General features: G+C 40.7%; 11 protein-coding genes. 2 read left to right on the plus strand and 9 right to left on the minus strand.

Features of this window, described 5'->3' with window-relative positions:
* Positions 1–8 precede the first annotated feature (8 nt).
* The 9 genes from DESAL_RS04355 to DESAL_RS04395 all read right to left on the minus strand — a co-directional run bounded on the left by DESAL_RS04355 (position 9) and on the right by DESAL_RS04395 (position 11,243).
* Positions 9–1,175 carry a C45 family autoproteolytic acyltransferase/hydrolase gene (locus DESAL_RS04355; protein ID WP_041721652.1) on the minus strand — a complete coding sequence of 389 codons (1,167 nt, stop codon included), beginning with the start codon at positions 1,173–1,175 and terminating at the stop codon, positions 9–11.
* A 354-nt stretch (positions 1,176–1,529) separates the two neighbouring features.
* Positions 1,530–2,192, minus strand: coding sequence for a YaaA family protein (locus DESAL_RS19610; RefSeq protein ID WP_015850754.1), 663 nt, complete (start codon positions 2,190–2,192; stop codon positions 1,530–1,532).
* A 96-nt stretch (positions 2,193–2,288) separates the two neighbouring features.
* Complete coding sequence (locus DESAL_RS04365) at positions 2,289–4,028, minus strand: TIGR04372 family glycosyltransferase (protein ID WP_015850755.1); 1,740 nt, start codon at positions 4,026–4,028, stop codon at positions 2,289–2,291.
* A gap of 16 nt (positions 4,029–4,044) precedes the next feature.
* Entirely contained in the window at positions 4,045–4,923 is an 879-nt protein-coding gene (locus DESAL_RS19615; protein ID WP_015850756.1) for a class I SAM-dependent methyltransferase, read from the minus strand.
* Positions 4,924–4,931: 8 nt separating this feature from the next.
* Positions 4,932–6,005 carry a radical SAM protein gene (locus DESAL_RS04375; protein WP_015850757.1) on the minus strand — a complete coding sequence of 358 codons (1,074 nt, stop codon included), beginning with the start codon at positions 6,003–6,005 and terminating at the stop codon, positions 4,932–4,934.
* A gap of 16 nt (positions 6,006–6,021) precedes the next feature.
* Positions 6,022–7,071, minus strand: a complete 1,050-nt coding sequence (locus DESAL_RS04380; protein ID WP_015850758.1) for a radical SAM/SPASM domain-containing protein — start codon at positions 7,069–7,071, stop codon at positions 6,022–6,024.
* Positions 7,052–7,744 (minus strand): SIS domain-containing protein, encoded by a 693-nt coding sequence (locus DESAL_RS04385; RefSeq protein ID WP_015850759.1) that lies wholly within the window; start codon positions 7,742–7,744, stop codon positions 7,052–7,054. Before DESAL_RS04385 ends, DESAL_RS04380 begins: the two co-directional genes overlap by 20 nt.
* Before the next feature lie 210 nt (positions 7,745–7,954).
* Positions 7,955–9,469, minus strand: coding sequence for a PfkB family carbohydrate kinase (locus tag DESAL_RS04390; RefSeq protein ID WP_041722111.1), 1,515 nt, complete (start codon positions 9,467–9,469; stop codon positions 7,955–7,957).
* A 313-nt stretch (positions 9,470–9,782) separates the two neighbouring features.
* Entirely contained in the window at positions 9,783–11,243 is a 1,461-nt protein-coding gene (locus tag DESAL_RS04395) for a hypothetical protein (protein ID WP_015850761.1), read from the minus strand.
* Positions 11,244–11,608: 365 nt separating this feature from the next.
* Between DESAL_RS04395 and DESAL_RS04400 the strand changes: the two genes are divergently transcribed.
* Both DESAL_RS04400 and DESAL_RS04405 read left to right on the plus strand, forming a co-directional pair.
* Positions 11,609–12,058, plus strand: a complete 450-nt coding sequence (locus DESAL_RS04400) for a hypothetical protein (RefSeq protein WP_015850762.1) — start codon at positions 11,609–11,611, stop codon at positions 12,056–12,058.
* 17 nt (positions 12,059–12,075) lie between these two features.
* Positions 12,076–12,966 (plus strand): DUF4384 domain-containing protein, encoded by an 891-nt coding sequence (locus tag DESAL_RS04405; RefSeq protein ID WP_015850763.1) that lies wholly within the window; start codon positions 12,076–12,078, stop codon positions 12,964–12,966.
* The last annotated feature ends 318 nt before the right edge of the window (positions 12,967–13,284 follow it).

Consider the following 13,284-nt stretch of genomic DNA (forward strand, 5'->3'; position numbering starts at 1 on the left):
CAATCGGTTTAATCCGTTTGGAGATGATATCGTTCATACTCATTTTCACATGGATTTCCAACTGCTATGTACATTGCAGCTTCTTCTGGGATGATAACAACCGAGGCAACCGTAGCCGAGGGCGGTAATTGGGATTCAGGGTCAACATGACTGCATATTCCCTTTGGATAGTTTTCGTGATCCGCCAGGAATGCCATGATGCGTTTGGGTGTAATTTTACCATGGTTCTGGGCAGCGAGTTTTTTCATACGATCATATCTAAACGGCGAATCAGGTACAAATTGAATGAAGGCATCTCTCGCTGCGAATCGTTCAGAAATGTTATGATTGGCGTGTATAAGAACATCAGATTCGGGATAGAGCAGTTCATGGCTGTGAAGTCCAAGTTCAATCCCGATCATTTTTCCTGCGCCATTTGCCAGCAGATAGCTGGGCATAGTGGAAGTTGCATTCGTAAAGACTTCTAGAGCGTTCTCCAGCTGCTTCTGGCGGGACGCTTTATTCATAATGAAGCTGATAGGGACAGATATGTCGGGATTTGTGTCGGGAGTAACTGTCAAAGTGGACATAATGGCGAATGGTGATGCTTTATCGTAGGCTGAAAGCGTGTATTCCCAGACTCCGCTCATTGATAGAGCAAGCTGTTTTACTCCATTGGGCCAGCTTATCTTTAAAAGAGCTATAGGGAGTCCCGGATGCCAGTCTATATTTTGTCCGATAATGACCTGCCCATTCTGAGATGCTGAACCACCAACAGCTAATGAAGTGCACATCCCTTGGCGCGGAGGGCCAGAACAAAGAATATCGAAAACTGATCGAATGGCAAAAATTGTATCAAAGCTAACCCCTGCACCTTCAGCAAATCCATGCAGCACTTCTATAAATTCGGGATCATATTTTTGAGCAGCAGGAAGATACTTTTTCCCGAGTTCTATTACGGTTTCAGTGTCGATGCCATAGTACGTTGCAATTACACCCAGCTCTGAGGTGATGATTCGGTCCATTTCCTGTCTGAAGACCTCTCCCCATCCCTTGCCGATTTCGTAGTAGCTACCTTGAAGTTCGACTATTTTGAGCATTTTTCCTCCTTGCGCAAAGACAGCCCCTTGCATTGCTAAGGTTATTAAAAGAGTAAGCAAACATTGTCGGGTCAAGTAATGAATTCTTGCAGTCATTGTTCATGTCTCCATTTAATACGTATGTATTAATACGATTGTATTAAAGTCGTGTCAAGAGGGTTATTGATTTTAAATGGAGTCATGAACCAGCCCATTGGATAGGCTTTCTAATAAATCGCGAGTCAGTATCGGTGAGTATTCTTCCAAAGAAGTAAGAGAGGGGGGTGAAATCCTACGAAAATACTTCCAAGAATTTTATAGTCTGGTGATTGGTTAAGCAGGGGATCGGGAAGAGAGTGTCTTGGAATAGTTAGTTAAGTACCAGAGAAGTGTCGCTAAAAAGTCAAAGCTGCCTGATGGCAGCTGCTAAAAGAGTCGAATATGGCTCGGCAAGTTTTCTTTGAAGAAAAATTAAACTTCCTTCAAGAAAACTTCTCCAGTCCACTTATAACCATCTTCCTCAAAGTCCTTAAATTGCTTTGGGTCAGTAATATTATTCTCAATAAGCCATCTGACAAATCGACCTTTAATGTGCTTACCTTGGTGACCTGCCGGCATCTTCTTTCCTGCTTTTTTCAGGACAAATTCAACCTCGATTCCATTCTCATATTTAACAGCTTTCCTGTGTGCTTGCGGCAGTAAATCAATGACAAATTTATCTTTTAATTGTTCTGAATTGGAATCAATCCATAACTTGGCAGCCTTCAATTTATCGATCTTCAAACGATAATTAGGAATCAAATCAGTGGGGCTGACCAGGCCGAATAGACCTGAAACAATCGAAACTTTTTTATCAAAGTCAGATTTATTCTTCAGAGTTTGATAATCAATAGCGTCATAAACAACGCCAGTGTACCGTTCAATTGCCGGCATTGTCTCTGAGTTTAAGACTTCCTTATTGGTAGCAATTGCTTTTTCAAGTGCCTTCTCCTTAAGTCCATATAACTTTTTAGGATCAGCATCTTTAATCGCTTCAATTAAGTCAGCGGTAATACCTGATACAGCCTTTAAGGGGGTATTGTGTCCTCCTTCAGCTTTGCCTTCGGATGGTGGGATTAGGATTATTGTTTTCATAGATATTAGGATGGTTGTGTCAGATGAAAAAAAGCGCCCATCCATGCCTGTAGACCAAAATTACAGGGGATTAATGCTCTGTTCAGGCTATAGCTGTTAGAGAAGGAAATCGTTCATCTGTAAATAACGAAATCCTATTGTAGCACTAAATTCTGCTCTGTCAGGGGAGTATTCTTTAAGGAGTTCTGCAAATTTATGCTGCAGAGCTTTTTCTTCTTCACTGACAACCCAAGTGCCCAAAGTACGTTCGTACATTTCTTGTACGCTCGTTAAAAGTTCTTCCATTGAATTATCGATCATGTCGACTTCATTTTTATCAAGCTCCTCTGCTGTGTTGACCACGCCTAAACCTCTTTCGCATATTTCCCGAAAACTTAGTAACTTTCCAGATTTACGGCATTTGATCTTTTTGAAAATTATCATGGCTAACGGATCGGCATAATGGTGGATTGAAAGAACAGTTGGCATATTGGCGAACAATACCGGCTTTCGCATAACCAGTGGGATTACATCCGGTCCGGTAACACAAGAAACGTAGAATAAACAGTGCGAACTTAGGTAAAGATCTAAAAATTCAGAATGGTGGTGGCTTGCATAGTCAATTATTAAAGGATCCTCATGCTTGAATTGTTCTTGAACAACTGATCCCATGCGTAGAGATGCGATTTTTTTTGTGCTGAGCCACTCCATGGCAGCAGTATATGATTTAAAATCGATATTGCGATGGTCGTGATATCTTGTAGAAATATTTTTTAATTGTTTTTCGAGGTATAGAGGGTCTCTGCCCAAAAAACAGACATAGCCATTTTGTGGATTAATATTTTGCTTTTCAAGCCATTTTAAGCCCGTTGCATGTTCTATTTTTGTGTATGTGAAAGGAGGCGTAGAATTATCCAGAACTCCATATTTATCACAAGAGTTCTCACGTAAAGTAAGATCAATGAGGAGGTGTTTGAACTGTGGGATAGTATTTAACGTTGAGTAAACAGTCTCGGCAAGTGGAGTTATTACCATGTGCTGTGTCCATAGCTGCAGCAGATATTTGTTTGCAATGTTGTTCGGGTGTGCTGGAAATCCAAAAATTAAGGCATTCTCTTTTCCCTCTTTTTTCAGGCGAGCCAAGAGTATCGAAGGATTTAATACCAAGTGTCCTATGCGGTTTGTCCATATTTTTACAAAATAGATGGGGAAAATATCTTGTAAGGCAACTGAACTACTAAGTAAAAACTGGGCTTGCCGTGTTTGATCGCCGCACCTTTGGGAATTCTCTGAAAAAAACATTAAAAATCTGCTGCGGATATGCGTTTCAAAAGTATTACGGCAAATATCCGCCAAGTTCTTTTTCTCTATTTTTTGCAAATGTAAACAGTTTGGACAATGCCCCTTCTGGTTCTGGAAATAATCACTTTTCACATTAGCGCGAAATGAAGATCCGCAACGGGAACAAGTCAGTTCCACTACAACTTTTCCTTTGCCTAGATAAGGGATGAGCATTTTTTGGATGATAAAATTGTTTGCCTGATTAGGTGTTTCGTTAGATTTGTCGTGCTTTTGATTGTGGGTAATTAGGTCGGAGAAAATAACTTCTTGAGAGTCTTTTTTGGTTAATGACTTAATTGTGTTGTCGGATATGACTCCTGAGTCGTATAAATAATTAGCGTGGGGGGCGATGTGGGGCAGCAGTTTAGTTGCTATGTTTTTTTCCCGCAGAGCGCACAAAAGTGTAAAGTATGACCATAAAACTTTTGCAGAGTCAGTTTTTTGTATTGATTCTAGGAGTTGCTGATATACGCTGCTTTTACCTTCTAGAAGAGCACGTTTCCATAATTCGTTCATCTTTCTCTACCTATTTCTATTGGCTGCATCGTGCAATATATTGTAGGCGGTTGCCAATTTTAAATTTTCTGGCGGCAGACCACTGCATGCGTTCAAACCAAGTTGGACCACCATTTTCATATGAGCCAATAACCCCCAGAATACCAGTCTGATATTCCTGCGGAAAAAAGCCTGCTTTTTGAAGTATTGATTTCAGGCTGTTGGGGTTGAATTGCCATATATGATGTGGCAATCCCCAGCTATGTCCCATTGGAAGACGAAATCCGGTCAGGTTAGGAACTTGTATAAAGAGAATCCCGCCTGGGTTCAGTAAGGATTGGCATGAGCGAAGTATTGCTACGGGGTTTTCTAAATGCTCCAATACATCGCACATGACAAGGCAATCAAACTTCTTGTCACAGTGGAATTCCTCTACAGGGATGCAATGTACATTGAGACCAAATTGGTTCTTTGCGTATGTTGCAATTTTTTTGTTAAGTTCAATTCCTTCTACGATAGGGATTGTTTCGCTTGCGTGTTTTAGAAAAAAACCATAGCCACAGCCAATATCAAGTAGGCTGTTTATTTGTGGTGTCATGCTTCGTATCTTTTTCAGCCTTTCTTCAAAAAAGTGTTCGAATACAGCACTATGTTTTGAATAAAAGTTAGGGAAGCTCCAATATTCAATCTTATCTTTATTGCTACTACTGTTATCTTTCTTCGTATTATTAATGTGTTCTTGTTGCGTGTCTTTGGCTGAATCGTTAAAGAAAAGTTCATTTACTGACTGTTCTATGTATTGCAAATGTGCCAAACCACATCTTGAACAACGCATGATAGGGAAGCCAGATTTCATTTTCCAGAATTTACTTGTCCCCTGTCCACATGTCGGACATTGGAGGTCTTTTCTGCTCATTATTATCCCTAAATAAAGTTAACGTGCATAGGTTCTTTCTTAAGGTTCCAGAGAACTTTGTTGATTTGATGATGCCGGCAATAGGTCATGCATTCTTTGTGCACATCAAGATCATTGGCAATTTTTTTGCGTAAATTTACAGCTGATTCGGAATGCCATATTTCAGGAAAAGAGGCTTTTGTTAAATCGCCGTATGCAAATTCTTCACGTCCAAAAAATGGGCAGCAGGTGTAGATCTTAGAGTCTGAGGCAACTTGAGCAATAAATGGGAGTCCGTAACACCGTTCGTATTCGCGTTCTCCATCGTCAGAGAATGTATTCCAGCGGATTATGCTGGTGAAAGTGTCGGTAGTTAATTGCTCAGCTTTATTGAGCAGTTCAATGTTTTCATCTCGCAGGGCAAGGGCGGAAATACCATTTTTGTAGTGTTCATTTTCTCCATGCAGGCTGAAAGGCTTGAGTACAAAATAATCAACTCCGATCTCTCTGGAACGATAGGCTAGATTATAGACATCTTTGGCATTTTCTGGGAGTAAAACCTGCTGGATACCAAGGGTTACGTCCAGATTGTCCCTGTGTTTTATTTTTACAGCCGCCTCAAGGTTCGACAATACTTTCGAGATATTATGGCTTTTTACCCCGTGTAATTCAGCGTAAATGTCTGGATCAAGGGCCATTACACTGGTACGCAGCCATGTCAGATGTTGTAAGTTGTTTTCTGAGAATTCAGGGGTCAACAGCTTACCGTTGGTGTTCAAGGCCATATCCACACCAGCATTTTTCCCTGTTGTAATTGCCTTCGTCAGTGCAGGGTGCAAAAGAGGTTCCCCGTCACCGGCCATCAAGCAGCTGCGAACTCCCATATCACCCATATCCTGCATCATTTGTATAAGGGTTTCATCTGGAATAAAGGTCGGCTTGTGTCGTGAGTAATCTGCGTAGCAAAATTTACAACGATAATTGCAAGCATTAGTCGGGCTTATTTCTACATGTACAGGGGCAATGTCCATTCCTTTTGACCAGGCATTTAAGCGGTCAAGATGATTGAATAGTTTGCATCCGTCAAGAAAGAGTTTGCTCATCTTTATTACCTGTTATTTAAATAAAATTTACGTGCTGGGGTGGATTGGAAAGATTCCACAGAAAATCATTTAACGCATGCAGCCTACAATTCGGCATACATTCTTCATCAAGATCCGCAATATTACGGACGTGCTCGACAACTTTAGAACGGTTTTCGGCGGACCAGAGCTCAATGAGGGAAGAGTCGTTGATATTGCCGTAGCAAAATTTACTGTTACCTAAATGGGGACCGCATGAATATACATCTCCATTGGAAATAATTTCCGCAAAAAAAGCCATGCCGTGACAAAATGAATATTTGCGGTTTGAAGGTTCAGTCATATTTATGCGCAATACTACAGAAAAATCATCTGTAGCGAGTTCTTTAATCTGAGCGAGTTTCTGAATAGGGGGCTCAGGAGCTTGAAAAGGACTTAAGGGATGATTGTTGTAGTTCTTCAAAGCAAAGTAATTAACTCCTATGCTCCGTAGGTGCTCTACAAGCTTGTATACCTGCTTGGGGTCTTGTCCTGCGTAGACCATTTGAATACCGAGGGTTATGCCGAGACCGTTCTTTTGTTTGAAAACAACGGCCTGCTCAATATTCTTCAAAATCTTTTGAAATTCATCTTTGTGAGTTCTATGGATATGTGCATACTCTTCGGCTGAAGAACCATTAACACTAACTCTGATCCAAGACATGTGCGGCAGGATTTGCTCCATGCATCTACCTTTCAGCAAACTCCCATTTGTGTTGAGAGCCTGATCCAATTGGAGATAGGAAATTTTTTCTACAAAATTAGGTAGGCCTTTATGCAGAAGCGGTTCTCCTTCACCTGAATAGAAGAGAGCTTTAGTTCCGAGGTTTTGTAATTGATATATATTGTCATAGAGGATTTCGGTATCAATAAAACGAGGTTCTTTTCGTTCCAGATAATCGTAAGCGCAAAACAGACAACCATGATTGCATTTATTGGTCGGGCTGATTTCAATTAAAATGGGGTATACCTCTTCACCTTTTTTCCATTTTTCCAAGGTGTCGAGGTGATATCCAATTTTAGTTCCATTAAGAATAAGTTTGTTCATAGCGTACCTGGGGCTTGCTGATTTGTGCTTTTGCGGAAATTAAGTCCATCCAATGATGTAGAATTGCAGCATGCGATGTTTCAGCAAGGCTATAGGACGGAGCCGAAACATAAAAATTTAAATGCCCAAGCTGGCTTAAAGTGTTTCCTTGCTGCATACCGCTTAAGGTGACTACATTCGCTCCACCTCGCTGTGCTGTATAGCATGCGTTGACGATGTTTGGAGATTCTCCGGAGCTGCTTATGGCAACCAGCATATCGTGCTTGCGGATCATATAGCGAAGCGGAGTTGAAAAAACTTCATCATAAGAATAGTCATTGGCAAGGGCTGTCACCATGGCAGGATCTGTAAAAAGCATAGTGCGAATCCCTCCGTTTTTCATCACGTCGATTGCCATATGGCTTGCCATGCTGGCGCTAGCTCCATTTCCTATGAGATAAATGATTCCCTGCTTCTCTTTGGTCTTGAGGGCAAAATCTAGCCATTTGGAATAAGCAGAATCATGCTCAAGTAAGTTTTGTTTTTCGTCGAAGACCAGCATTGTTCTGAGTGTTCGTTCTATGTCTGCTATGGCCTTTGACCATATCTGTGGCTTGTCAACTCCAATAGCAGATTTTGCGGTAGCTGGCTTCCCAGAATGCTGGGGAAATGTTTTTAAGTCATCTCCATACATAGTAGCCTACTCCTTTGTCTGATATGGTTGTAGTTGATAGCGTTTTTCAAGATCGGTATAATACTTAGAAGAACTCTTATCAACTTCTTTAGAAGTATCACTGATTAGGTGTAGATCTGCTATTCCAAGACCAGTGTCTTCTTGCATAGCAGGAGCTGGTATTAAGTGAAGTTTAAAACTTAATAGCCACCCTCTTTATTGCTTAAAAAACTATTTCATCATGGCTGTAATAGTTTTCTTTATTTGTTGTGAGTCGATACTATACTCGTTACCAACATGTTCAACTAATGCCGCTCCCGCAACATTGCCAAGTAGTCCGATCAGCTCCAGAGGACAGTCTAGATAGGCTGCCATGCTTGAAATTGCAAAGAGTGCATCTCCAGCACCTACGCGGTCGACAACTCTACCTGCAAGAGCAGGGGTTTGAATAAAATCTTGCCCTTTTTGTAGGCTGGAGCCATTTCTTCCTCGACTGACGATCAGAGTTTCTATATCCAGTTTGCGTGCAAGATTTTGCATCATTTGAGGTACTTTCGTTTTTTGATCGCGATATGCCATTCGAATTTCATGTTCAGCCAATGAAACAAAATCGGCCCTTGGGTAACGGAAGATCGTGTGGTATCCACGGTTCCCTGCGTTTGCTTGAGTGTTGATTGCCAGATATTTAGCATCTCGGCATAAGGTGGTAACTAAGCAATTCGGGATTCCATCGTGTCCAAAATCCGGGACCAGAATTAAATCATAGTCTCCGATAATTTTTATAATTTGTAAGTTTATCCGTTGTTCAGTCTCCACGGGAATGGATTGATCCGAAATATGATAAATCTCTAGAAGTTTGTTGAAAGAATAACCATCAACATATCTCAATTTACGCACTGTGGGTGCGTCCGGGATTTCTTCATAAAGATAAAGCACATTCTCAGGGATTGAGTCGAAAATGACACTGTTATATGGGTCAGATTTTCCTAGCGTGGTAAAAAGAGTCACTTCTTTGGCAAGATTTGCCACATGTCTGGCTACTGCAACAGCTCCGCCAGCAAAACTGTCTTTTGCAGCGTGACGTAAAGCTACAGTGGGGTCTTTAGAGGATATTCCCAGCGGGTTGCAATATGCGTATTCATCAATGATGGCATCACCTATAACGAGCACCTTTAGGTCTTTCATCTGGTCAACGTAATTACATATGTTTTCTGGAGAATGTCTTTTTCGTATTATTTCCAGATAGTTGGCAAGCTCTTGTGGGTATACATTAAGATATCTATTTATCAAATTTGATGAACTGAATACAATATCTTCAGTAAAAACGAGTTCAGTTCCAACTTCTTTTGCTGCGGCAGCTTCGAGTTTTATCTTTCCCGTGGGATCATTCTCAATATCTTTAAATTCAGAACCCTTGGCATAAAAAGTTGGTTTCAATTTTCGTAGGGTGTTCTCGGCTGTAGGCCATTCGTTGATGGCTACGTAGTCAACTAGTTCAAGCGAGTCGAGAGCTTCAGCCCTTAATTGTTCTGTGAATGCGGGACGGTTCGGACCTTTATCCACATATTTATCTGGGGTTAGTGTGACCACAAGGCAGTTTCCAAACTGCTTGGCCTGTCTAAGATAGCGGATATGCCCAATGTGAAGTAGATCAAAGACACCGTGGCATAAGACAATAGAGTCTCCTGCATTGCGCCTTTTTTCCATAATTTCTGATAATGTGTTGATGTCGTATATGTTGCTCATAATATTGGACTTGTCTTGAAGGGTTTTATTTTTAATTATGCATATTGTATGCCATTGTATGAGTCCGCGCTTTGAGAAAACATTGAATACGATTCGATTAGCATACATTGAAAAAAATGCATAAATCAGTGCCGAAATGTAAATCTTTTGGTTGGTCCTAATACTACAAAAAGAGTGTTCAATAGTAACGTAAATCTCCCAACGCTAGCAATAGGTGTAATGGTTTTATTGATTAATATGCCACTCAAGTGATGTTCAAGTTAAACTTTTTGTCCATATAATATGGGGTGGTGTGGTTATTGAAAATATGAACTTAATACGAAAGTACTTTTTTTAATGCTTTTTTTAAATATTCAGGATTTGAAGTTGTGTGAGTTTCCGTAGGTATGCGCTTTTCTCTTAAAGAAACATTAATATTGTTAAGTATTTCGTCTTTTGTTTTTGCTATCCTGAATACTCCTTGCTGTACCTCTTCTTTGTAGTAAATCTCTGATGCTATTTGAGAAATTAATGTGCATTTTACCCCAAAGCTGGATAATGCTTCCTGTGGACATGTTGATAGCTCTGTAACTATGTGTTTGGAGTGTGTAAGAACCAGTTCAATTGAAATTCTAGAGCATATGTCATGCTCTATCTTTTCCGGATAATCATCAATAAACCATGGAATGTACTCTTCCGTTGTAAGCAATGGGTGCTTTCGCATTAGCCAGATCCAGTTCTTTGGAGATTCTGAAATAGCTTTTTCCAGCTCCTTGAGAATTTTCTTGTCCCCCAATAGGGGAAGGCATACACAGATAACTTCTTTCCCTTGTATCTTTTCATTAAATCTAGCCACGAGATTGTCGTCTTCCGGTAGTGTTCCCTTGTGCCAGGCTATGTGTGTGGGTTTTCCACCGATCAGCGACTGATGGTAAGTCTGTGCTGCAAATTCATTTTCTAAATTTTTCTGATAAGATTCTCCCCAGGTAAAAAACCATTTAGGTATAGTCTTGTATCCTGAGGGGGGCATGTACCCAAAATTATAGCCTAAATGAGGGTGTGATTGGATTCCGTGCTGGTAATCAATGCACGGGATATTCAATTTATCACAGGCCAGAGCTATCCCTAGGTTAAGAGGGCAATAGTAGCATATAAGTATGACCATGCAGGGTTCAATTGTCTCCAGATATTTCAAATAAAGTTCATAGTGTGATTGTATTGTATAGTGTGTTTTCCATATATTTGTGAGGTGTAGTGCAGGGTGTTTGTGCTGGAGGCAAAGATTTGCGTAATCTTGATAGCTTTCAGGTTGTTGTAGTTGGTTGACGTTAATCAGCTCTTGTTCTGAAACTTGATGTGGAATTTCAATTGTAGGATTATATGTATCGGTTTTTTCGGGAAAAGTACCATGAATTATTTTTAAGGGGGAAAGACCAATTTCTGAAGCAATGTCTGCAATAGGGTCTAAATATGGGTCATATTTTCCGTTCTGGGTCTGTAAGGTATATAGTTTAGGCAGTCCGATTAAAAGACACGCTCCTTTTTTGATCCGAGTAAGTCCGCGTAGCAGGGGAGGACTTGTGGCAAGTTTTTCTTTATGGAAGAATGAGTTGTTTGTCAGATTGTTTTCAATATAGCGAGAGGTTTGGCCTATTTTGAAGTCATACATGTAGCACTGTCGGACTGCCGGCCACATATTAAGCCCTGAATCATCGTTGAAGGAATCTATTATATCTGAAGCATTACGTTCCAGATTTAGAAATGATTCCTTTATTTCTTTATTGAATTGACTCATCTATTTTTTTGCTCTTTATCTGAAGTTGTGTTTAGCTTTTATAAATATTTAAACCGGACACATAAGGAGTTATAGGGTTCTACTAAAATGTCTTTTGATCATACTGTTTGGGTGTCACTGTTCAAAGTCAAAATGTAGACACCCATTAGGGTGGATCGTATGGGGCAGTTTTCTTTTAAGTTTAATCTATAGACGTTTGCTAGTCATGACAAGATCTGGTGTTGTATGAACTGAGCATAAAATGTGCCAAGGAAATTGACGGCATCCGAGTCACTTGCAGCTTGATCATAAATTTATTCTTAATGTATAATCAGGTGCGTGCGCTTATTTGACCTCTGAGATTCTCCATATAAAAAGGATAAATCATGAAACGCCTCCACTCATTTATTATAGCTTTGTTGCTGATTACGGCTCTTCCTGCCTGTAAAAAAAATACCGTTTCAACAATCCCTGAGTTTAGCACTAGCTATATTGAGGTTTCCAATAAAAAGGAGGCGTTCGATAAAGGGTATTTTCAGGTCGTTGGACGTGGAAATGGAGAATCCAAGTCCATGGCACTGCTCGCCGCGCGTTCAGTGGCACAGGCGCGTTTGGTTGAGATTGTGGAAGGGATTGAAGTTGAACGAAATACACTTGTCAAAGAAGGCAAGGTTCAGGGAGATATCATCCAAACCAAGGCCAAGGGAGTTGTTAAGTTTTCTTCCCTTTGCGGGGAGCAGTATAATCCTGCTACCGGTAATGCTGAAGTCTGCTTGAGATTGCCTTTAAAAACAGGTGGGCTGGGCGATTTAGTTGAAGACCTGATCGTAAAGTAATGTGTGAGGGGAAAAAAATGAAAGAAACTATGCAACTTTTCCTCCTTGGAATCATATGTTTTTGTCTGGCTCTTCCGTCTCTGGCTGGCGGGAGGCAGATCTCTAAGTCCTCAGTACTCATAGAATCAGAAGGCATGGCTTGTCTGGGCCTTGACCGTACCCGCACGCAAGTTCGTAAATTAGCCTTGGATGATGCCAGGAGGAGTGCCGCCGAACGGGTCAGTACCTATGTTTCGCGGGAGACTAGTGTCGATAAAGGTAAGGTCAGCAAAGACCTGATTGATGTGTATTCACGGGCTACAGTTAAAGTTATTGAGGAGCTTGAAAAAGGCTGGCTTCAGTCAAAAGACAAGAGCGGTTATCTTGACCAGTGTTATAAAATTAAGATCAAAGCCGAGATCATACCTGCTGAATCGAATGCGGAATCTCGCCTTCATCAGCAAGTCATCAACAATCCCCGCGCACCCTTAACTGTTGAACTCTGGACCGATAAGGATACCTACAAGCTCGGCGATTTTATGAAATTTTATTTTCGGGGCAATAAGCCTTTCTATGCCCACGCAGTATATGAAGATGCTGAAGGAAATCTTATCGAGGTGACCCCATCTAATCGCCCAGCTTACTACAGGGGTGGAGTTATTTATGAAATCCCCGGTCAGAATGATCGGTTTACACTCCAGATAACTCCACCGCTGGGTAAAGAGAAACTCATTCTCTATACCGCCACCAGTCCGATGGGAAGCTATCAGGGTAAAATGTCCGGAGATTTTTTGATTATTGATAATGATATTAACGATATTGGAATGAAAACCCGCGGGCTTGCAGTGCTCAAAGGCAGCAAGTCTATGAAGAAATCTGCGAAGGCTGAATTTGCAGAGGCTCAAGTTAATGTGCTGGTAGAGAAGTAATTGTGGGGTGTTTTTATAGTACCCCACCACAAAACCTTTAGCTATCTTATATCCCTTTCCTCTCCATACATCCCAAATTTTTGCTCTTTTCGAGCAGTATATTTCAGATAGTAAATATCGCTTGTAATGGTCTTTCGCGGCCCAGTGCATGATGGATTTGTATTCTTTTGCTTTATTCCCAACAGCAATATTGACTTACTGTCCCCGACAAAGTAAATATTCTTTAATTTTGTGTCGAATGTCGACATTAGTACATTGACTCCGATGGATACACGGAAACAATGTTGAAAAACACAGTTAAATCAGTCGATGAATAAT

The organism is Maridesulfovibrio salexigens DSM 2638 (assembly GCF_000023445.1).
Classification (GTDB): domain Bacteria; phylum Desulfobacterota; class Desulfovibrionia; order Desulfovibrionales; family Desulfovibrionaceae; genus Maridesulfovibrio; species Maridesulfovibrio salexigens.

What these genes read in the sequence shown, in the direction of transcription:
- DESAL_RS19615 (WP_015850756.1), bottom strand. Translation starts at nt 4,923, where the DNA reads ATGAGCAGAAAAGACCTCCAATGTCCGACATGTGGACAGGGGACAAGT.
- DESAL_RS04400 (WP_015850762.1), top strand. Translation starts at nt 11,609, where the DNA reads ATGAAACGCCTCCACTCATTTATTATAGCTTTGTTGCTGATTACGGCT.
- DESAL_RS04395 (WP_015850761.1), bottom strand. Translation starts at nt 11,243, where the DNA reads ATGAGTCAATTCAATAAAGAAATAAAGGAATCATTTCTAAATCTGGAA.
- DESAL_RS19610 (WP_015850754.1), bottom strand. Translation starts at nt 2,192, where the DNA reads ATGAAAACAATAATCCTAATCCCACCATCCGAAGGCAAAGCTGAAGGA.
- DESAL_RS04380 (WP_015850758.1), bottom strand. Translation starts at nt 7,071, where the DNA reads ATGAACAAACTTATTCTTAATGGAACTAAAATTGGATATCACCTCGAC.
- DESAL_RS04405 (WP_015850763.1), top strand. Translation starts at nt 12,076, where the DNA reads ATGAAAGAAACTATGCAACTTTTCCTCCTTGGAATCATATGTTTTTGT.
- DESAL_RS04365 (WP_015850755.1), bottom strand. Translation starts at nt 4,028, where the DNA reads ATGAACGAATTATGGAAACGTGCTCTTCTAGAAGGTAAAAGCAGCGTA.
- DESAL_RS04355 (WP_041721652.1), bottom strand. Translation starts at nt 1,175, where the DNA reads ATGACTGCAAGAATTCATTACTTGACCCGACAATGTTTGCTTACTCTT.
- DESAL_RS04385 (WP_015850759.1), bottom strand. Translation starts at nt 7,744, where the DNA reads ATGTATGGAGATGACTTAAAAACATTTCCCCAGCATTCTGGGAAGCCA.
- DESAL_RS04375 (WP_015850757.1), bottom strand. Translation starts at nt 6,005, where the DNA reads ATGAGCAAACTCTTTCTTGACGGATGCAAACTATTCAATCATCTTGAC.
- DESAL_RS04390 (WP_041722111.1), bottom strand. Translation starts at nt 9,469, where the DNA reads ATGAGCAACATATACGACATCAACACATTATCAGAAATTATGGAAAAA.